The organism is Streptomyces sp. NPDC030862 (genome assembly GCF_055571835.1).
Genome location: NZ_JBVIEN010000014.1, coordinates 116,157 through 136,592, shown reverse-complemented (window position 1 = coordinate 136,592; position 20,436 = coordinate 116,157). Strand labels below are relative to the sequence as shown.

General features: G+C 74.1%; 16 protein-coding genes and 1 pseudogene. 9 read left to right on the top strand and 8 right to left on the bottom strand.

The features are described from left to right. The first annotated feature begins 385 nt into the window (after positions 1-385). Positions 386-2,419 (top strand): serine/threonine-protein kinase, encoded by a 2,034-nt coding sequence (locus ACZ42X_RS31010; protein WP_468297049.1) that lies wholly within the window; start codon positions 386-388, stop codon positions 2,417-2,419. Continuing rightward, a complete protein-coding gene (locus ACZ42X_RS31005; protein ID WP_468297046.1) occupies positions 2,416-3,996 on the top strand; it encodes a phytoene desaturase family protein in 1,581 nt (526 codons plus the stop codon). Before ACZ42X_RS31010 ends, ACZ42X_RS31005 begins: the two co-directional genes overlap by 4 nt. Before the next feature lie 91 nt (positions 3,997-4,087). Here ACZ42X_RS31005 and ACZ42X_RS31000 read toward each other — a convergent pair whose 3' ends face one another. From ACZ42X_RS31000 to ACZ42X_RS30985, 4 genes are all read right to left on the bottom strand, one after another. Beyond that, entirely contained in the window at positions 4,088-4,264 is a 177-nt protein-coding gene (locus ACZ42X_RS31000) for a hypothetical protein (RefSeq protein WP_468297043.1), read from the bottom strand. 193 nt (positions 4,265-4,457) lie between these two features. Beyond that, a complete protein-coding gene (locus tag ACZ42X_RS30995; RefSeq protein WP_468297041.1) occupies positions 4,458-4,649 on the bottom strand; it encodes an antitoxin in 192 nt (63 codons plus the stop codon). Between the two features lie 91 nt (positions 4,650-4,740). Beyond that, a complete protein-coding gene (locus ACZ42X_RS30990) occupies positions 4,741-5,592 on the bottom strand; it encodes an arylamine N-acetyltransferase family protein (RefSeq protein WP_468297038.1) in 852 nt (283 codons plus the stop codon). A gap of 57 nt (positions 5,593-5,649) precedes the next feature. After that, positions 5,650-7,488 (bottom strand): serine hydrolase domain-containing protein, encoded by a 1,839-nt coding sequence (locus tag ACZ42X_RS30985; protein WP_468297035.1) that lies wholly within the window; start codon positions 7,486-7,488, stop codon positions 5,650-5,652. 154 nt (positions 7,489-7,642) lie between these two features. Here ACZ42X_RS30985 and ACZ42X_RS30980 point away from each other — a divergent pair, with 154 nt between their 5' ends. Further along, positions 7,643-8,803: a calcium:cation antiporter gene (locus ACZ42X_RS30980; RefSeq protein ID WP_468297032.1), complete on the top strand. Its 1,161-nt coding sequence runs from the start codon at positions 7,643-7,645 to the stop codon at positions 8,801-8,803. A 22-nt stretch (positions 8,804-8,825) separates the two neighbouring features. Here the strand turns inward: ACZ42X_RS30980 and ACZ42X_RS30975 are convergent, their stop codons facing one another. From ACZ42X_RS30975 to paaK, 3 genes are all read right to left on the bottom strand, one after another. Continuing rightward, positions 8,826-11,258, bottom strand: a complete 2,433-nt coding sequence (locus ACZ42X_RS30975) for a penicillin acylase family protein (RefSeq protein ID WP_468297029.1) — start codon at positions 11,256-11,258, stop codon at positions 8,826-8,828. 82 nt (positions 11,259-11,340) lie between these two features. Next, a complete protein-coding gene (locus ACZ42X_RS30970; RefSeq protein ID WP_468297026.1) occupies positions 11,341-12,432 on the bottom strand; it encodes a glutamate--cysteine ligase 2 in 1,092 nt (363 codons plus the stop codon). A gap of 120 nt (positions 12,433-12,552) precedes the next feature. Continuing rightward, positions 12,553-13,842 (bottom strand): phenylacetate--CoA ligase PaaK, encoded by a 1,290-nt coding sequence (gene paaK, locus ACZ42X_RS30965; protein WP_468297023.1) that lies wholly within the window; start codon positions 13,840-13,842, stop codon positions 12,553-12,555. A 187-nt stretch (positions 13,843-14,029) separates the two neighbouring features. Between paaK and ACZ42X_RS30960 the strand changes: the two are divergent. The 6 genes and pseudogenes from ACZ42X_RS30960 to ACZ42X_RS30935 all read left to right on the top strand — a co-directional run. Next, a pseudogene (locus ACZ42X_RS30960) lies at positions 14,030-14,947 on the top strand (alpha/beta fold hydrolase); the annotation flags it as partial. 409 nt (positions 14,948-15,356) lie between these two features. Then, entirely contained in the window at positions 15,357-16,091 is a 735-nt protein-coding gene (locus tag ACZ42X_RS30955) for a dienelactone hydrolase family protein (RefSeq protein WP_468297020.1), read from the top strand. Between the two features lie 181 nt (positions 16,092-16,272). Continuing rightward, the gene (locus ACZ42X_RS30950) at positions 16,273-16,515 is read left to right on the top strand and encodes a DUF397 domain-containing protein (protein WP_468297018.1); all 243 of its coding nucleotides are present in this window, start codon (positions 16,273-16,275) and stop codon (positions 16,513-16,515) included. 187 nt (positions 16,516-16,702) lie between these two features. Beyond that, on the top strand, positions 16,703-17,149 hold the full coding sequence (locus ACZ42X_RS30945; protein WP_468297015.1) for an ACT domain-containing protein: 447 nt from the start codon (positions 16,703-16,705) through the stop codon (positions 17,147-17,149). 121 nt (positions 17,150-17,270) lie between these two features. Continuing rightward, positions 17,271-17,771, top strand: coding sequence for a hypothetical protein (locus ACZ42X_RS30940; RefSeq protein WP_355357744.1), 501 nt, complete (start codon positions 17,271-17,273; stop codon positions 17,769-17,771). 4 nt (positions 17,772-17,775) lie between these two features. Continuing rightward, positions 17,776-18,174 carry an RNA-binding S4 domain-containing protein gene (locus tag ACZ42X_RS30935; RefSeq protein ID WP_468297012.1) on the top strand — a complete coding sequence of 133 codons (399 nt, stop codon included), beginning with the start codon at positions 17,776-17,778 and terminating at the stop codon, positions 18,172-18,174. Between the two features lie 16 nt (positions 18,175-18,190). On the opposite strand, the gene ACZ42X_RS30930 is transcribed toward ACZ42X_RS30935, so the two are convergent. Next, positions 18,191-20,431, bottom strand: coding sequence for a terpene synthase family protein (locus tag ACZ42X_RS30930; RefSeq protein ID WP_468297010.1), 2,241 nt, complete (start codon positions 20,429-20,431; stop codon positions 18,191-18,193). Between the last annotated feature and the right edge of the window lie 5 nt (positions 20,432-20,436).

Here is a 20,436-nt window from a genome sequence, read left to right as displayed (position 1 = left end):
GGGGTGCCGGGGGGGGTGGGGTTTTTCCCTTTCATGTATTTGGGGGGGGTGGGGGTGGGGGGGGGGGGGTGCGGGGGGGGGGGGGGGGGGGGGGGGGGGGGGGGGGGTCCCCCCCCCCCCCCCCCCCCCCCGCCCCTTCACGTTCACGGTGCCTCGCCCTCGGGCCCCCGGCCTCGCTCCCGCCATACGTCGTACTTCTTGCCGCCTGGCTCCGGCAGGTACGTCCACTCGCGGTTCGAGCAGTGTCCGACCGGTTTCTCGACCGGCGTTCCGACCGGCTCCGAGTGCCCGGCCCGCCCCGTACACACTCCGGGCACAGGCCGCCATACTGGACGCTGGACGGGCGGGGGAGGGCGTGACGAACCGACGGGGGCGAGAGCACGCTATGGGGGACACCAGGCTGATCCACGGCCGCTACCGGCTGCACGAGGTCATTGGGCGCGGCGGCATGGGCGAGGTGTGGCGCGCCACGGACGAGGCGCTCGGCCGCCGCGTCGCGGTCAAGTGCCTCAAACCGCTCGGACTCGGGCCGCAGCGCGACGAGAACCTCGTGCGCGCGCTGCGCGAGCGCTTCCGCCGGGAGGCGCGCGTCGCGGCCGCGCTCCAGCACCGCGGCGTGACCGTGGTGCACGACTTCGGCGACTGGGACGGAGTCCTCTACCTCGTCATGGAGCTCCTCGACGGCCGCGACCTCAGCAGGCTGATGGAGGACGACGCGCACCGGCCGCTGCCGGTCCACGACGTCGTCGACATCGCCGAACAGGTCGCCGACGCCCTCGCGTACACCCACCGCCAGGGCGTCGTCCACCGCGACCTCAAGCCGGCCAACATCGTGCGCCTCGCCGACGGCACGGTGAAGATCTGCGACTTCGGCATCGCCCGCCTCGGCGCCGACATCGGCTTCACCGCCCGCCTCACCGGCACCGGCATCGCCATGGGCACTCCGCACTACATGTCACCCGAGCAGATCGGCGGCGGGCCCGTCGACCACCGCAGCGACCTGTACTCGCTGGGGTGCGTGCTGTACGAGATCGCCACCGGGGCCCCGCCGTTCGACCTCGGTGACGCCTGGGCCATCCTCGTCGGCCACCGCGACACCCCACCGGAGCCGCCGCGCGCCCACCGGCCCGAACTGCCCGAACCCTTCGAGCGGATCGTCCTGGACCTGCTCGCCAAGGCCCCGGAGGACCGCCCGGACGACGCCGCCGACCTGCGCCGCCGCCTCACCGCCGCCCGTGCGACGGGGCCGGGCGGCGAAACCCCGCCGTACGCGGCGCCCCGGCCGTACACGGGGCCCTGGCCGGCCCCACGGGCCCTGCCGGACCGGGAGCCGCGCCTGCCCTCGTGGACGCGGTCCATGACCACCGGCCCCAAGGCCGTCGGCGCCGGCGCCCTGCGCACCACCCCGCCCGACCCCTCCGCCGGCCTCACCGGCCACTGGACCACCGCCACCCCGCACGACCCGCCGGACCCCGAGCCGCACGCCGCGCTCGGCGTCCTCGCCGCCCGGCGCCACGCCGCCCTCGGCCCGGACCACCCCGACACGCTCGCGGCGCAGCAGGAGATGGCGTACGCCCTCGGCGGGCAGGGCCGCCACTTCGAGGCGCACCAGCTGTACCGGCGCGTGCTCGCGGCCCGCGAACGCACCCTCGGCCCCGACCACCCCGACACCCTCCGCTGCCGCCACAACCTGGCGTACAGCCTCGGCAGGCTGGGGCGCCTGGAGGAGGCGTACCGCATGGCGGCCGACGTCGCCGCGTCCCGTGCCGGGCTGCTCGGCCCCGAGCACCCGGACACCCTGGCCACCCGGTACGAGGTGGCGCACACCCTCGGCCGGCTGGGCCGCTGGCCCGAGGCCCTGCACGCCTACCGCGAGGTCGCCGACGCCCGCGCCCGCACCCTCGGCCCGGACCACCCCGACACGCTCGCCGCCCGCTACGAGACCGGCATCAGCCTCGGCCGCCTCGGCCGCAGCCACGAGGCCCTGGCGCTCTACCGCGACCTCGTCGAGGCGCGCACCCGGACGCTGGGCCCCGAGGACCCCGAGACCCTGCGCGCCCGGCACGGCGTCGGCGTCAACCTGGGGCGCCTCGGCCGCTGGGAGGAGGCGCTCACCGAGGCCCGCGAGGTGTCCGCGCTCCGCGAGCGGGTGCTGGGCCCCGACCACCCCGACACGCTCGCCAGCTGCCGCGAGGCCGCCAACGCGCTGGGCTGGCTGGGCCGCTGGCACGAGGCCCTGCGCGGCTACCAGCGGGTCGCCGCCGCCCGCGAGCGGGTCCTCGGCCCCGCCCACCCGGACGCCCTCGCCGGCCGCGACGACGAGGCACACTGCCTGGAGCAGCTCGGCCGCCACGCCGAGGCCGTCGAGCTCCACCGCCGGGTCGCCGCCCAGACCAGACGCCGAGGAGAGGAACCATGACGCCCTCCCGCCCGTACGACGCCGTCATCGTCGGCGGCGGTCACAACGGCCTGGTCGCCGCCGCCTACCTGGCCCGCGCGGGCCGCACCGTCCTCGTCCTCGAACGGCTGGCCACCACCGGCGGAGCGGCGGTCTCCACCCGGCCCTTCGCCGGGGTCGACGCCCGCCTGTCGCGCTACTCCTACCTGGTGTCCCTGCTGCCGCCGAAGATCGTCCGCGAGCTCGGCCTGCGCTTCACCGTCCGCCGCCGCCCCGTCTCCTCGTACACCCCCACCCTGCGCGGCGGCCGCGCAGGCGGCCTGCTGGTCGGCGCGGAGCGCACCACCCGGGAGTCGTTCGCCGCGCTCACCGGCTCGGACGCCGAGTACGCGGCCTGGCGGCGCTTCCACGCCCGCACCCGGCACGTCGCCGCACGCGTCTTCCCCACCCTCACCGAGCCACTGCCCACGCGGGACGCCCTGCGTGCCCGCGTCGCCGACGACGAGGCGTGGCGGACCCTCTTCGAGGAGCCCCTCGGCGTCACGATCGAGGAGCACTTCCAGGACGACCTGGTCCGGGGCGTGGTCCTCACCGACGCGCTGATCGGCACCTTCGCCGACGCCCACGACCCGTCCCTCGCGCAGAACCGGTGCTTCCTCTACCACGTGATCGGCGGCGGCACCGGCGACTGGAGCGTGCCCGTCGGAGGCATGGGCGCGCTCACCGACGCCCTCGCGGACGCGGCCCGCACGGCCGGCGCCGAGATCGCCACCGGCCACGAGGCGACGCGGATCGCCACCGACGGCCGCACCGCGGAGGTCACCTACCGCACCCGGGACACCGAGGGCACGGTCGCCGCCCGCCACGTCCTGGCCGGTGCCTCCCCGCACGCCCTCGCGGCCCTCCTGGGCGAACCCGCCCCACCGCCCGCCGAGGGCGCCCAGCTGAAGGTCAACATGCTGCTGACCCGGCTGCCCCGCCTCAAGGACCGCTCCGTCGACCCGCGCGACGCCTTCGCGGGCACCTTCCACGTCTCCGAGGGATACGGGCAGCTGGCGGCGGCGTACCGGGAGGCGGCGTCCGGGCGGCTGCCGGCCGCCCCGCCCAGCGAGATCTACTGCCACTCCCTGACCGACCCGTCGATCCTCGGCCCGGACCTCGCCGCGCGCGGCCACCACACGCTGACGCTCTTCGGCCTGCACACCCCGGCACGGCTGTTCACCGCGGACAACGAGGCCGCCCGCGCCGCGCTCCTCGACGCGACCCTCGCCGAACTGGACCGCTACCTGGAGGAGCCGATCGCCGCCTGTCTCGCGCGCGACGCGGACGGCCGCCCCTGCGTCGAGGCGAAGACCCCGCTCGACCTGGAACGCGAGCTGCGGCTGCCGGGCGGCCACATCTTCCACCGCGACCTGGCGTTCCCGTACGCCACCGGCGACGTGGAGGGGCCCGGCCGCTGGGGCGTGGAGACCGCGCACCCCAACGTGCTGCTGTGCGGGGCGGGCGCGGTCCGCGGCGGCGGCGTCAGCGGCATCCCCGGCCACAACGCGGCGATGGCGGTGCTGGGCCGTGCCCGCACAGTCCCGTCTGCCTGGTGACGCCTGGCACGCACTCCCCGCCGCTGACCAGCCGCCGGACGCACGTGGGGACGGGAGCCGCGGCTCCCGTCCCCACGTGCGTGACGCTGCGTCAGCCGAGGTGGAAGTACCCACCGTGGAGCTGGCTCACGTGGACCTTGCCCGCCTTGATCTTGTAGCCGTCGAGCCAGCCGAGCTTGTAGTCGTCGCCGCCCGCCGCCGCCGGGGAGGCGGAGAGGAAGCAGGCGGCCGTCAGACCGGCGAGGATCACCGAGATACGCCGAAGCATGGGTTTCTCCTTCGAGTTGAGGGGGACTCGACTCGACTGTTCACCAGCTGTCGGCGGCCCGCACGCCGAGGCGCCCGCCCGGGTGGCGCCGCGCCGCGGGGCCCCCTCTCCCCTTCGCCCGGCCGGGGGACACGGCACCGCGCCCGGGCGGGGGCCCGGGCGCGGGTGGCGAAGCGACGGGGCACGAGCCCGCTCAGGTGCGGGGCGGCTCCTGGCCGCGGTCGTTGCGCAGCTGCTGGTCCAGCTTCTCCTGAGCGGTGTCGACCTGGCCGCTGTACTTGCCCTGCGTCTTGCGGTCGACGTAGTCGCCGCCCTTGTCGACGCCCTTGCTCGCCTGGTCCTCGTGGCCCTTCAGCTTCTGCTTGAGCTTGTCCAGCATGGACATAGGGTCATCCTCCTGGTCGTGACGTCCCCTGCCCTTCAGTCTCGCCGCAGCCCCCAGGATCCGCATCCGGGCGCCCGTCCGGGTGACCGGTTCACCCCGTCGGCGCCGCCGCCCGTGCCGCGAGCCACGCCTCGTGCGCGCGCGACACCCGCTCCCACAGCGTGGCCCGGTCCACGGCGTCGAGGGTGTCCAGGTTCCGCCCGAAGAGGTCCGCGAGGGCGCCGTACCACTCGGCCGGCGTGTTCAGCGTCCGCTCAGCGCGCCCGGCCGCGTCGACGCGCGTGAGCACCCGGCCGCGCAGGATGTGCACCCCCTCGGCGTCCCGGCGCAGCGCGGCGAAGGTCCCCAGGAAAGGGGAGTCCGGCGCCGTGGACAGCCGCAGGTGCTCGGCGGCGAAGTCGGCCATCGCGGCCGGCCGCCCCGCCATCTCCATGACCGGGAACGGACCGCCCTCGTTGAAGAAGACCCAGCCCCCCGGCTCGGTGGCGGACGGCTCCATGCGGTACGTGAACGGCCCCTGCCGGTACGTCCCCGGCCGCAGCGGCAGCGGCTCGTACGGCCCGTCACCGAGCCCCGCGTCCACGAACCAGCCCCGACCGCCGACGCGTACGGTCAGCGCCAGGTGGTTGCCGTTGGCGCCCCGGCCCGCCGGGTCCTCGTGGACGCCCGCCACATGCCGGGTCACGTCGTACCCGAGCGCCTCCAGCAGCGCGGCGAAGCCGCCGTTCAGATGGAAGCAGTAGCCGCCCTGCCCGGCCGCGAACCGCCGCACCGAGAGCTCCGGCTCGATACCGGGCGGGCGGCCGAGCTGGATGTCGATGTTCTCGTAGGGAACGCGTTCGAGATGGGCACGCTGGAGCGCGAACAGCGCTTCGGCGGACGGCGCGGCCGGATGGGTGACGCCCAGGCGGGACAGGTAGTCCTCAAATGCCTTCGAGATCATGGTTGTTCACCCTAACGGGCGAGTATTCCCGCTTCGTCCATGGGGTATGCGGTCGGCTCAGTCCACCGAGGGGGTCCAGCCGTCCAGCCGGACGCGCGCCGCGTCCGACGGGCGCGCGTCGTCGAAGAGGACGTCGTCGCCGTCGCGCACCCGCAGCCCGTCCACGTACACCCCGCGGCCCACGTACCGCCGGTCGGTCGCGTACCGCCAGCGCAGCCGCAGCGGCGCCGTGCCGCGCCAGTCCGACAGGTCCGCCTCCAGCCGGTGCCACACCCGCCCGGACCAGCCGGTCACCGCGCCGCCGGGGTGCCGGACCGGCTCGTCCCCGCCTCCGCCCCCGCCGCCTCCGCCGGGCCGTACGGTCGTGAACGGCACCGGCCGCCAGGTCGCGCCCCCGTCGCCGGAGGCCTCCAGGTACAGGGCGTCCGCGCCCGGCTCGATGTCCCACCACAGCGCGCAGCGCAGCCGGGCCCGGCCGGACACCGGTGCAGGAAGGTCGGGCAGGGTGAGCGTCGCCGCGGCGCCCGAGGCCATGCCCGCGTACCAGGCGGTGCGGCCGTGCGCCGGGCGTACCGGGACGGCGCGTGCCAGATGGTCGGCGGCGGCGACGCGGGGCGCCGAGCCGGAGCGCCACGAGCGCACCGGGTGCACCGAGTTGCCGAGGACGACCAGGAACGAGTCGGTGGTCGGGTCGATGACCAGGCTGGTGCCGGTGAAACCGGTGTGGCCCGCGGTGTGCGGCGTGGCCATGGCGCCCATGTACCAGTGCTGGTAGAGCTCGAAGCCCAGCCCGTGCTCGTCGCCGGGGAAGGCGGTGTTGAAGTCGGTGAACATCAGCTCCACGGACTTCGGCTCCAGGATGCGGGCACGGCCGTAGACGCCGCCGTTCAGCAGCGTACGGGCGAGGACGGCCAGGTCCCAGGCGCAGGAGAAGACACCGGCGTGGCCCGCGACACCGCCGAGGCTGTAGGCGTTCTCGTCGTGGACCTCGCCCCACACCAGGCCGCGCTCCAGGCCGGACCAGGGGCGGCGGGCGTCCTCGGTCGCGGCGATCAGCGGCTTCCAGGAGGCGGGCGGATTGAAACGGGTGCGGTGCATCCCGAGCGGAGCGGTGATCTCGTTGCGCAGCAGCGCGTCCAGCGACCGGTCGGTGATCTCCTCCAGGACCAGCTGGAGCGTGATGAGGTTCAGGTCCGAGTAGAGGTACGTGCTCCCGGGCGGGTTCGCCGGCGCCTCCTCCCACAGCCGCCGCAGCTTCCCCTCCCGCGTCGGCTCCTCGTACAGGGGGATCCAGGCCCGCAGCCCCGACGTGTGCGTGAGCAGCTGACGCACCGTGATGTCCTGCTTGCCGCCGCCCCCGAAGTCCGGCAGGTACGCGGTGACCTTCGCCTCCAGGTCCAGCGCGCCGCGCTCGATCTGCTGCACCGCCAGCACCGCCGTGAAGAGCTTCGACACCGACGCCAGGTCGAAGACCGTGTCCTCGGTCATCGCGATCCGCTGCTCGGCCGGAAGCTCCACGCCCGTGTCGGTCTTCTCGTCGTACGCCGCGTACCGCACGGCGTGCCCGATGGCCCGGTGCAGCGCCACCGTGCCGCCGCGCCCCGCGAGCAGCACCGCCCCCGCGTACCACGGGTGCTTGGGGGAGGGCTCCAGGAACCGCTCCGCGTCGGCCACCAGCCGGTCCAGGTGGCCGGGCAGCAGCCCGGCCCGCTCCGCGGACCCCAGCCGCAGCGTCGGCCGCCCACCCCGTGCCCCGAGCCCGGGACCGGGGCGCGCGCCCGGGCCGGACCCACCGTCGTCCGCTGCGGCGGCACCCGGAATCGAACCGATCACCAGCGCTCCTCCCAGGGCCAGGACTCCGCCGCCGAGCCGGCGCCGACTGATCCCCTCCGCCATCCCCACCCCTCCAGCCTCCTGAAAGAATCCTTCCGGCACCCCAGCGGCAGGTGAAACTTTCTTACCGTCGCCCGGGACCCGTCAAGACACCGCACCGCACCCGTTCCGGCCCCCACAGCGCGCGGCGCACCCCCCGCTCTGGCAGCGTGGCCGCATGAGCACGGGCACGGAACAGGGCCCCCACCAGGGGCCGGAGGCCGGAACGGGCGCGGGCCACGGGCCCGCGCGCCTCGCCCGGCAGTGGACCACCTGGGCGCCGGTCGTCGGCGTGGCCGTTCTCGCCGCCGGCTGGGGGCGCCACCTGCCCGGGCCGGTCGTCGCCGTCGTCGGGCTCTGCCTCATCGCCTCCGTCCTCTCCGCCGTCCACCATGCCGAGGTCGTCGCCCACCGCGTCGGCGAACCGTACGGCTCCCTCGTCCTGGCCGTGGCCGTGACCGTCATCGAGGTCGGGCTCATCGTGATGCTGATGGCCGGGGGAGGCGGCGACGCGTCCACGTACGCCCGCGACACCGTCTTCGCCGCCTTCATGATCACCTGCAACGGCGTCGTCGGCCTCTCCGTGCTCGTCGCGGCGCTGCGCCGCCACCGGGTCGCCGTCTTCAACGCCGAGGGCTCCGGCGGCGCGCTCGCCACCGTGACCACCCTCGCCACCATGACCCTGGTCCTGCCCACCTTCACCACCGGCAGGCCGGGCCATCAGTTCACCGGCGCCCAGCTGGCCTTCGCCGCCGTCGCCTCACTCGCCCTCTACCTGCTCTTCGTCACCGTGCAGACCGTCCGGCACCGCGACTACTTCCTGCCCGTCGCCCGCGACGGCGGCCTCGCCGACAGCGAGGAGGACCACGCCCCGCCGCCCGCGGCCCGCGCCGCCTGGCAGAGCCTCGGCCTGCTGTTGGTGGCGCTCGTCGCCGTCGTCGGCAACGCCAAGCTGGTCTCACCGGCCATCGAGGACGGCGTCGAGTCGGCGGGGCTGCCCCAGGCGGTCGTCGGAGTCGTCATCGCCCTGCTGGTGCTGGCGCCGGAGACCCTCGCCGCCGTGCGCGCCGCGCGCCGCGGCCGCGTCCAGACCAGCCTCAACCTCGCCTACGGCTCCGCGATCGCCAGCATCGGCCTGACCGTGCCGGCGATCGCGCTCGCCTCGATCTGGCTGTCCGGGCCCCTGGTGCTCGGCCTGGGCGCCGTCCACCTGGTGCTGCTCACGCTCACCGCCGTGGTCAGCGCCCTGACCGTGGTGCCCGGACGGGCCACTCTCCTCCAGGGCGGCGTGCACCTGGTGCTCTTCGCCGCCTTCCTCTTCCTGTCGATCAGCCCCTGATCGACCCTTGATCAACCCCTGATCAGTCCCTGACGCGTACGATCCGCAGCGCGGGGTCGGACAGGATGTCCCTCTCGCAGAAACGCGCCCGCACCCACCGCTCGCCCGAGAACAGCGCCGTCTGGTCGCCGAAGTGCGGCGAGTTCGGGTTCGACGACTGCGCGTAGGTCAGCAGCGTCCGGGCCACCGGGCACCGGCCGCCGTCCCAGCCGACCGCCTGGACATGGCTCGTCCCGTGCGCCACCTCCGTGTAGCCCCCGCCCGCGGCGTTCCACACGGCCTCGGTCTTGTTCCACACGCCGAGCGACTCCGTACCGCCGTGCACGGCGATGCGCCGGTCGCCCCGTACCACGAACTGGTGCTCCCCGAGCGGCGCGTCCAGCGGTATCCCCGCCGCCCGCAGCTCCGCGACCGCGTCCTTCAGCGCCTTCGCGAAGGCCGGTGAAGCGGTGTCGAGCGTGTGCGGCGTACGGACCGGGTCGGCCGCCGAGAACGGCACCTTCCACAGCCGGGCCGCCGGGACGGCCGCCGTGAGCCTGCGCCAGAAGCGGTCGAAGAGCAGCGCGCCCCGGCTGCCGGTGTCCATGGTGCGGTCCCAGCGCGCGAGCACCTCGCACGCCTCCCGGTCGTCCGGCAGCACGGCGGCGCACGCCTCCGCCGCGTCGGCGGCCGCCAGGTCGCCGGCCGGCGCCCGGTTGGCGAACTGCTGCCGCTGGAGGTCCGCCACCGTCAGCCGCCCCCTGGCGGCCATCGCGGCGACGTCCTCGACACCGCCCCGGGTCCGCAGCGAACGCGGCGTCGCGACCGTCCCGAACACCCGCTCGTAGCCGGCCAGCGGCCGGTCGGCGTTGGTCAGCCAGGCGCTGTCGTTGGAGTTCACGGCGTACGGCGCGTCCTGGAGCAGCGGCATGCGTGACGGCCCCATGACGCCCGGCTGCACCGCGTCCCGGTCCGAGCCGAGCGCGCACTCCGTACGCGAACCGTCCAGCACGGCCACGCCCGACGCCGGGTACGTCACCTCGCCCAGCGGCGTCGAGCACCGCGCGGCCAGCTCGTCGGTGATGCGCGGCAGCACCTGCGACTGCGTGAACAGCGTGTGCCCGGACGCGTCCGCCGCGATGGTGTTCACCCACGGCAGGCCCTGCGTGCGGCGCAGCACCTCGGACATCTCGCGCGTGGAGCGGGCCTTGGCGAAGCCCAGCGCAGTGTCCGTGGAGCGCAGGTTGACGGCGTTCGGGTCGTTCAGCGCGTACGCCGTCGTCGCCGACCACGGCAGCGGCAGGGAGGCGCCGAGCGAGGTGACGACCGGCCCGTACCGCGTCCACCACTGCGTACGGGTGACGGCGGCCCCGTCCTTCACCGGGACGGTGACCGTGCGCCGCTCCATCCGCTCCGGCCTGCCGTCGACGAGGTAGACCGTCGGGTCGGCCGGGTCCAGCGCCAGCTGGTGGAGGTTGAGGGTGACGCCGGTGGCGACGGTGTGGCTCCACGCCACCTTGTCGGTGAAACCGATGTTGACGGCCGTACCGCCGAGCAGCGAGCCCCCCGACACGTTCAGCTCGCCGGGAATGGTCTGCTGCGACTGCCAGAAGCGCCGGCCGCCGTGCCACGGGTAGTGCGGGTTGCCCAGCAGCAACCCGCGGCCGTTCGCCGTGGTCGCGCCGCCGAACGCCACCGCGTTGGACCCCATGTCGGCGCTCTCGGCGGCGAACAGCGCGCGGGCCGCGTCCGCCGTCCGGGCCGGGTCGGCCGGTGCCACGGGCCCTGCGCCCGGCGGGCGCGCCGCCGTGATGCCGTCGACGGCCCGGCCCTGCCCGCCGAGCACCGCGAGTGCGAAGCCGCGCCGGGCGACGTCCAGCGCGGTGACGGGCCGCACCCAGTCGGCGCCCGCGCACGCCGGGTCGGTGACGCGGTTCTGCCGCAGCCAGGCGTTGTACCCGGCGGCCCAGCCGCGCATCAGCTCCTTCGCGTCCCGGCTCGGCCCGGCGGGCGCCGGGGTCGCGAGCAGCCGCTCCACGGTGCCCGCGTCCCGTACGCCGCGGAAGTACAGGTCGCTGGAGAGGTTGGTGGCCGCGGACGACAGCGCCCCGTCGGCCGCCGCACCCGCGCCGAAGTGGCGCGAGCGCTCGCCCCGTACGGTCGTGAACCCATCGGCCAGCACGCACACCTGGTCGGCCGCCTGCGCCCAGCCGGTGCCGAAGCCGAGGTTCGCGTAGTCCTTCGCCAGGATGTGCGGGATGCCGTACTGGGTGTAGCGGATGACGGCCGAGAAGCCGCCGCCGGAGGGCCGGTGACGCTCCGTCGGTACGGTGGAAGCGGCGGGACCGGCCGCGGCGGCCACCGTCGCGAGGGCGACGACGGCCGGGACGAGCCGTCTGGAACGGCTCCGCGAAAGCCTGCTGCGGAAGAGCAACGTGCCTCCCAACAAGACCGGGGTGAAAGTCTGTCGGGCCATGCACCCACCCCCGACCGCACGGTGTCAACCGTCCGGTCGGTATGGGTGGGTGGGTGTGGGGCGGCGGAGCGGGGCCCTCCGGTCACTGCAGCGTGCGGCGCACGCACTCGGCGACCACGGACCGCAGACTCCCCTCCCGCTCCATCAGCTCGCGCTGTACGCGGGCGCCGTTCCCGGTCTTCAGCAGCATCGCCAGCGCGTCCTGGGCGGCCACCAGGTCACCGCTCTCCTCCAGGGCGTCGCGCACGTGGTCGAACAGCGCCCGCACGACGGCCTCGGCCGGCGCGGGCCGCATCGTCAGCGGGTGGATCAGCGTGTCCTCCAGCCCCGACCGGGCGGCCCGCCAGGACGCCAGGCGCAGCAGCGTCACCCCGTGCCGGGCGGGCGGCTCGCCCTCCCGCCACTGGCGCGCCGCGGTCTCCACCAGGCCCCGGATCAGCGTCGCCAGCAGCACCGTGGTGGACGGGTCGAGGCAGACGTCGGCCACCCGGATCTCGACGGTGGGGTACGAGTGGGAGAGCCGGGCGTCGAAGTAGACCATGCCCTCGTCGCGCAGCACCCCGCTCGCGACCATGTCGCGCACCTGCTCGTGGTAGCGGTCGGCCGAACCGAAGACCTCCACCGGGCCCGCCGACGGCCAGCGCCCCCACACGCGGCTGCGGTAGCTGCCGTACCCGCTGTCCTCGCCCTGCCAGAACGGCGAGTTCGCGCTCATGGCCAGCAGCACGGGAAGCCAGGGCCGGATCCGGTCGAGAACGGCCACCCCTTCCTCGTCCGAGTCCACCGACACGTGGACGTGGCAGCCGCACGTGAGCTGCTCCTGGGCGGTGAGGCCGAAGTGCTCCTTCAGCCACTGGTGCCGCTCCCCGGTCCCGATGGTGGGGCTCACCGGCAGCGGCGACGTCGCCAGCGCCGCCACGGAGGCGTTGAGCCCCTCCGCATGGCGCGCCGCCTCCGCCCGCCAGCGCCGGATCTCGACCCCGAGGTCCGCCATGGACGTCTGCGGCCGCGTGGCGAACTCCAGCTGCTGGCGCTGCAGCTCGCTCTCGAAGACCTCCTCATTGCCCTGCGGGTCCCGCTCGACGGCGGCCAGCACCGCCGCCGAAAGCGCTCTCGGCTCACCGCTCTCCGGATCGACGAGCAGGAGTTCCTCTTCGACGCCCACGCTGCGCACGACAACCGCCTTTCCATAACCGTCCGGATGTTCCAGACACACCCGGAATGCGGCTCACCTGCCCCCGATCGCGGCGTCCACTCCCCGGGGCCGGGGCGCCCCCGCGGCAGGCCGGCCTCCTCACCCCCCGTCGCGCAGGTCCACGATCCGCCGGATCTTCCCCACCGACCGCTCCAGCGTCTCCGGGTCCACCACCTCCACCGCCACCGACACCCCGATCCCGTCCTTCACGGCCGCCTCCACCGCCCGCGCCGCCCGCTCGCGCACCTCCGCCGTCGCGCCGGGCCGCGCCTCCGCGCGCACGGTCAGCGCGTCGAGCCGCCCCTCCCGGGTGAGCCGGAGCTGGAAGTGGGGCGCGAGGCCCGGCGTACGCAGGACGATCTCCTCGATCTGGGTGGGGAAGAGGTTCACGCCCCGCAGGATGACCATGTCGTCACTGCGCCCCGTGACCCTCTCCATCCGCCGGAACACCCGCGCAGTCCCCGGCAGCAGCCGCGTCAGGTCCCGCGTGCGGTAGCGGATGACCGGCATCGCCTCCTTGGTGAGCGAGGTGAACACCAGCTCGCCCCGCTCCCCGTCGGGCAGCACCTCGCCCGTCAGCGGGTCGACGACCTCCGGGTAGAAGTGGTCCTCCCAGACGTGCAGCCCGTCCTTCGTCTCCACGCACTCCTGCGCGACGCCCGGTCCGATCACCTCCGACAGCCCGTAGACGTCGACCGCGTCGATCCCGCACCGCTCCTCGATCTCGCGCCGCATCTCCTCCGTCCACGGCTCCGCACCGAAGATCCCGGTGCGCAGGGACGTCGTGCGCGGATCGACGCCCTGCCGCTCGAACTCGTCCAGCAGGGTCAGCATGTACGACGGCGTCACCATGATGATCTCGGGCCTGAAGTCCCGGATCAGCCTCACCTGACGCGCCGTCATCCCGCCGGAGGCGGGCACGACCGTGCACCCGAGCCGCTCGGCGCCGTAGTGCGCGCCGAGCCCGCCCGTGAACAGCCCGTAGCCGTACGCCACATGGACGGTCTGGCCGGGCCGCCCGCCCGCCGCGCGGATCGACCGGGCCATCACGTCCGCCCACAGGTCGAGGTCGCCGTCCGTGTACCCGACGACCGTCGGCAGGCCGGTCGTCCCGCTCGACGCGTGGATCCGCCGCACCCGGGACCGCTCCACCGCGAACATCCCGAAGGGGTACGTCTCCCGCAGGTCCGCCTTGGTGGTGAACGGGAAGCGGGCGAGGTCGGCGAGGTCGCGGCAGTCCTCGGGCCGTACCCCCGCCTCGTCGAAGGCCCGCCGGTGGAACTCCACGTTCTCGTACGCGTGGCGCAGCGTCGCCCGCAGCCGCTCCAGCTGCAGCGCCGCCAGCTCCGCGCGGCCGAGCTTCTCCCCGGCGTCGAGCAGGTAGGTCATCGCCGTTCTCCCGTCCTGAGCTCCGGTCGCGGACGGTCGACCGATCATTCGGTCGACACGTTGGTGATCAGTTATCCAACCCGGCCGCGGCGAAGGCAAGAGGCCGGAGCCGCATTCCGTCCCGGACCCCTACGCGCTGGGCGGAACTCCCTTGCGGTCCCGCGGCCCCGTTGTGAGGATCACGCCCATGCCGAAGTTCAGCGCGTACGACGGGACCGAGCTCGCCTACCACGTCCGGGGAGAGGGCGAGCCGCTCGTCTGCCTGGCCGGCGGGCCGATGCGCGCCTCCGCCTACCTCGGGGACCTGGGCGGGCTCACCGCCCACCGCCGGCTCGTCCTGCTCGACCCGCGCGGCAGCGGCGACTCCGCGGAGCCCGCCGACCCCGGCACCTACCGCGCCGACCGCCAGGTCGACGACGTCGAGGCGCTGCGCACCCACCTCGGCCTGGAGCGGCTCGACCTCCTCGGCCACTCCGCCGGCGCCACCCTCGCCGTCCTGTACGCCGCCGCCCACCCCGAGCGCCTCACCTCCCTCACCCTCGTCACCGGCGGCACCCGCCCCGCCGGGATCGAGGCCACCGCCGAGGACCGGCGCGAGGCCGCCGACCTGCGCAAGGACGAACCCTGGTACGCCGAGAGCCGCCCCGCCCTCGACGAGATGCTCGCCGGGCGCGACATCGACGAGGTGTGGGACCTCGTGCTGCCGTTCATGTACGGGCGGTGGGACGCGACCGCCCGCGCCCACGCCGCGAGCGACGACGACCAGACCAACTTCGCCGCCGCCGACGCCTTCTACGCCGAGGGCGCGCTCGGTGACACCGCCGCCACCCGCGCCGCGCTCGCCGCCGTCACCGCGCCCGTGCTCGTCCTCGCCGGCGAGTACGACGCCGGCCCGAGGCCCGCCCGCGCCGCCGAGCTCGCCGCGCTCTTCCCCCACGGGCGGCTCGCCGTCCAGCACGGCGCCGGCCACTACCCGTGGGTGGACGACCCCGGCGCCTTCGCCCGTACGGTCGCGGCGTTCCTCGACCCCGCCGTACACACCCTCACCACCGACGACGGCACACGCCTCGCCTGCCGCGGAACGACCCGGACCCCGCCTGGCGTGCCCGGGCGGTAAACGGTGGCGACCGAGGGTCGCTTGCCCTGGTTCTCGCCCGAGGCGATGACGAGCCGGCGGGTGATCTCGGGGACGGGGACCCCGTTGGCCCGCAAGGACCGGGCGTAGGCGGCCACGCCGGCGAAGAACGGGAAGAGGGCGGCGCCGTGCCCGGACAGGTCGTAGACGCCGTGTAGTCATGTTGTCGTACCAAATGGCCATGGCCGTGGGCTATGTTGAGGGAATGACTACCGGGATGGCATTGCGCCGCACACGGATTGGTGACCCGGTGCTCTTCTGAGCGCCGTGCGGGCCGGTGCGGGCCCGCTGCTCGATCGAGGATCCTGCGCCGCCGCGCGGGCTCCGCCTCCGTCGTGTTGATCACAGTCTCGACACATCAACCACGACAGGAGAAGTCATGCCCACCAAGACGTTGCAGATTCCCACCGCGGACGGCCAGGCCGACGCCTTCGCTGCCTTTCCCGGCCACGGCGAGCAGCACCCGGGGGTGCTGATGTACACGGACGGCTTCGGCATTCGGCCCGTGCTGCGGGAGATGGCCTGCGAACTGGCTGGGCACGGGTACTACGTGCTCGTCCCCAACCTCTTCTACCGGCATGGCCCGGCCCCGGTGATCGAGCTTCCAGAGCACATGGGAGAAGAGGCCCGGCCCGCGGTCTTCGCTCAACTGATGCCCTTGATCGAGACGCACAGTGCCGAACGCGTCCTGCGTGACGCCGACGCCTACCTCAGGTTCCTCACTGCCCGGCCCGAGGTCGGTGCCGGTCCGGTCGCGGTGACCGGCTACTGCATAGGCGGCCTCCTGGCGATGCGCACCGCCGCCGCTCACCCCGGCCAGGTCGCCGCCGTCGCCGGATTCCACGGCCCGGTGCTCGCAGACGGGCCCGCCCTCTTCTCCCAGCTCACCGCCGAGGTCCACCTCGGCCACGCCGAAGGCGACATGACACCGGAGGCCCTCGGCGAGCTCAACCAGGCCCTGGATGCCGCAGGTGTCAGCTACACCTCCGAGATCTACCCCGGCACCAGCCATGGCTTCACCATGTCCGACACCGACGCGTTCAGCCCCTCCGGGCTGAAGCGTCACTGGGACCGCCTGCTCCCCCTCTTGGGCCGCGCCCTGGGTAACAGCTGAGGCTCCGGCTCGGAGACCGAACCTGAAGGACACGGCCCTGTTCCAGGCGGCAGTGCTGAAACCAGCTGCGGCAAGGTCCTGCTGACACGTATCCGGGTCACACCCCTTGATCGCGGTCTGTCCGGGACGGTCCGTGGTGACTAGGGTGTGCGCGGACGGACGAACCGGGAGGAGCACGCACGTGGCCGACAGCATCACCGCCCAGCAGCAGCTCACGGGCTGGAACAAGCCGGACCTCGACCTCAGCGACGCGGAGTGGCGATCGGGCAGTCAGGGCGCCGGCGATGTCCAGATCGCCTTCGTCGAGGGCTTCATCGCCATGCGCAACGCCACCCGCCCGGAAAGTCCGTCGCTGATCTTCACCCCGGCCGAGTGGCGCGCCTTCGTCCTCAATGCCCGGGATGGCGAGTTCGACCTCACCTGACCGCGGCATCCCGGAAGGGGCCCCGCGCCCTCAGTCGGCCCTTCGGGCGGACGGGAGGGCGCCGGGCGCCGCTCGCCGCGCTCCCCGGGTTCGCGGCGTACGCCAGGAGCCACGGGTACGACGAGGTCGACCCCACGGCCGTGCCCGTCCCACCCTCACCGGCAGGGCGGCGCCTAAGCTGGTGATCATGAGTGGAACCAGCGGAGAGCGCGACCTGACCCGGCTCCTGGCCGCCCTGCGGCCCGAGCTCAACCCCGGCCGCTACGTCTTCTGCGCCGTCGACGGCCCGGCCGTCCCGCCCGGCCTGCACCCCGTGGTCACGGTCGCCGAGTCCGAGGGCCTCACCCTGGTCGTCCGCGAGGAGGAGGCGGACGCGGCATCGCTCCCGTACGACTACGTGGCCGGCTGGATCACCCTCCGTGTCCACTCCGCCCTCGACGCCGTCGGTCTGACCGCCGCCGTCGCGGGCGCCCTCGCCGACGCCGGCCTGAGCTGCAACGTCGTGGCGGGCTACCACCACGACCACCTCTTCGTGGAGCACGCCCACGCCCAGCGGGCCCTCACCGTCCTGCGCGTCCTCGCCGAGAGCGGGGGAGCGGCGGGCCCGGCGGCGGGCCGTCCCCCGATGCGGTGAACCGCCCGGAGCCGCGCCCGTGCGTGCGGCGGTGCGGGCCGCCCGCCTACCCGCCGTTCGGGGGCCCGTCCGGCGAGGGGGCGCCCGCCGTTCCGGGCGCCCGGGCACGTACCATGGCGGCATGTCCTTCCTCCGTCGCCGCAGCGCCGCCACACCCGCCGGCCCGGACTTCGATGTCCTGGCCATGGACCCGGGCGACTGGCCCGGCAATCTCGGCGCCGGTCTGCTCCCCGCCCCCGACGGCAGCTGCCAGGGTGTCTTCCTCCGGTACGACCTGTTCGGCGGCCGGGGCCCCGCGATGATCATCGGCAACCTCCCGGAGGGCTCCCCGGCGCGCGAGCTCGCCGAGGGCCAGGTGCCCTTCGAGGTCGCCCAGCTGCTCGCCGCGCTCGACAACGACGAGCCGGTCGAGGTCGTCGAGACCGAGGACGTGCCGGTCATGCAGGGCGACAACCTGCTGATCGTGCGCCGCCTCAAGCTCTCCGAGAGCCGCATCTCCTGCGTGCAGTTCGACCGCAGCGACAACGTCCTGGTCACCATCGCCAGCTGGGACCGCCCCATCACCGACGACCTGTACGCGCTGCTCAAGCCCCTGCCCGCGGAACTCTTCCAGCAGGGCTGAGCCCATGGCGACGGACGAGGGGACCACGCGGGCGACCGCCCGCGTCGACAGCTGGATCTGGGCCGTACGGCTCACCAAGACCCGCTCGCAGGCCGCCGCGGCCTGCCGTGCCGGGCACGTCCGTGTCAACGGTGAGCGCGTCAAGCCCTCGCAGGCGGTCAAGCCGGGTGACGAGGTGCGGCTCTTCCACGCGGGCCGCGAGCGGATCGTCAAGGTCACGCGCGTGCTCGCCAAGCGGGTCGGCGCGCCCGTCGCGGCGGAGGCGTACATCGACAACAGCCCGCCCCCGCCGCCCCGCGAGCACGTGGCGCTGGCCGGTGTCCGCGACCGCGGCGCCGGACGCCCGACCAAGCGCGAACGCCGCGAACTGGACCAGCTCCGCGGCGTCCGCCCCTCCTCCTGACGGACGTCCCTCCCGCTCAGCTCCGGGACGTGAAGAGCTCCGCCACCCGGGCCGCCGAGGTGCCCAGCCCCACCGGCCCGGTCGGCAGGCCACCGGTGGGCGCCGTACGGGCCGGCGCGCTCAGGCCGCGCAGCCGTGCCGTCCCCGCGCCCGAGCGGACGTCCTCGTCGCGGTAACGGCGCACGTTGCGGTGCCAGTTGAGGATGCCGGCCAGCCAGTCCTCCAGCTCCCGCACATACGCGTCGAGCGCCGCCCGCCCGGTCTCCGCCAGCCCGAACTGCTCGATCAGCACGGGCAGTTCCTTCTCCTTCACGTGCAGGAACTGCCGCAGCCGCCCCCGCATCAGGTCATCGATGATCGAGACACCGGTGGGATAGTCGCAGCCGAAGAAGGTCTGCACCACCAGCACCCCGTTGTGCACCTCGCCCTCGACCTCGATCTCCTTCTGGTACGAGAAGAGGTCGTTGAGCATCGTGGCGTAGTCCTGGGCCGCGTTCTCCAGGCTGCGCACCGGGCCGCTCCGCAGGAGCTCCGCCGGCAGCCCGCCCTCGTGCCGCAGCCGCGCCAGGCTCATCGTCATGTCGGAGCCGAAGGTCTGGCGCCGCATCTCGATGTAGTCGACCGGGTCGGGCACCCGGTGCTGCGCCTGGTTGTGCAGCTCCCACATCCAGCTGTCCAGCATGCGGTCCATCGCCAGGCGCAGGGAGGCCCGGGCCTCGGGGCTCATCGGACCGGCCGTGCGGGCCCACAGATCGGCCAGCGACCGCTCCATCGGACTGACGGCGTCGGCCGGGGCGGCCGCCGGGTCGTCGACCGGCATGCACTCCTTGAGCCGCTCGGTGTACACCTTCGCACCGGCGAGGTCGCGCGGCTTGCCGAACACCAGCGGGTAGTAGTCGTCGCCGTACGTGCCCCAGGTCAGCCACAGGGAGCTGAGCTCCAACTCCTCGGCGGTGGCGTCCGGGTCCAGACCGGCCGCGCACAGCGGGAGGTCGAAGCCGTCCATCATGGCCTCGTCCCAGATGTCGTCGAGCAGGCCCATCTGCCCGGCCCACGCCAGCGCCTTCGCGCGGGCGTCGTCCAGGTGCGGGCTGAGCGACAGGGGGAAGGGCAGGTCGAAGTCGGGCAGCAGCGACGGCCCGACCTGCTGGTGCGGCACATGGGTGAGGGTGCGCAGCCGCGCGGCCGCGGGCCGCCCGAAGAGCGTGCGGATGTCGAGCGCCGACGTGCCCAGCACCCCGGGGAGCGCCGAACGCCCGCCCAGCGCACCCTCGTTCATGTAGCGGCTGGAACGCATGTGCCACTCGTGGCCGCCGGACTGCCAGTCCTGCAGCCCCTTCGCGTACGCGGCGACGGCGGCGCACTCCTCGGGCCCGAGCCCCTTCTCCACGCACAGCGCGGGCACCTCGGTCAGCGCCGTGTTCTCGAACTGCTGCAGCCGGGACGTCAGCAGGTCGTTGACGGCTTCGGCGGCCTCCTGCGTCGAGCAGCCGAGGAACTTCTCCAGGACCAGCACGCCGTTGCTGTTCTCGCCCTCGTCCTCGACCTCCCGCTGGTACGAGAAGAGGTCGTTGCGCAGGTGCACGGCGTCGGCGAACGTGTCCCGCAGCACCAGCAGCGGCCGCGCGTCCGCGACCGACACCGGGACCTCGGCGCCGGCGGCGTACTCCACCAGCCCCGCCGACCACGGCGCGCCGCCGACCTTGCGGCGCATCTCGATGTACTCGACGGGGTTGGCGATCCGCCCCTCGTTGATGTTGGCGAGCTCCCACAGGGACTCGTTGAGCAGGTGCTCGGTGGCCTCCGCGAACCGGGCCCTCCACCCCGCCGACATGCTCGGCACGGTACGGGTCCACAGGTCGGCGAGGCCCGCCTCGACCGGGTTGGTCGCCTCCGGCATCCCCTGCTCGAGGTCCATCGGCATGAAGGCGGGCATCCGGTCCAGGTAGGCCTTGCCGCCGGCCAGGTCCTGGGTGCGCTTGAACACCTCCAGGAAGTGGTCGTCGAAGAAGAACACCCAGACGTACCAGTCGGTGACGAGGGACAGCGCGTCGGCGTCGCAGTCGGGATGGGTGTACGAGCACAGCAGGGCGTAGTCGTGCGAGTCGAGGTCGTGCTCCTCCCAGACGCCCGACCCCTCCAGCATCCCCATCCGTCGCGCCCACCGCTTGGTGTGGACCCGGGCGGCCTCCAGGTGGGGATTGAGGCGTGCCGGATACGGCACGTAGAAATCCGGCAGGACGAAGGGCTGAGCCATGCGCG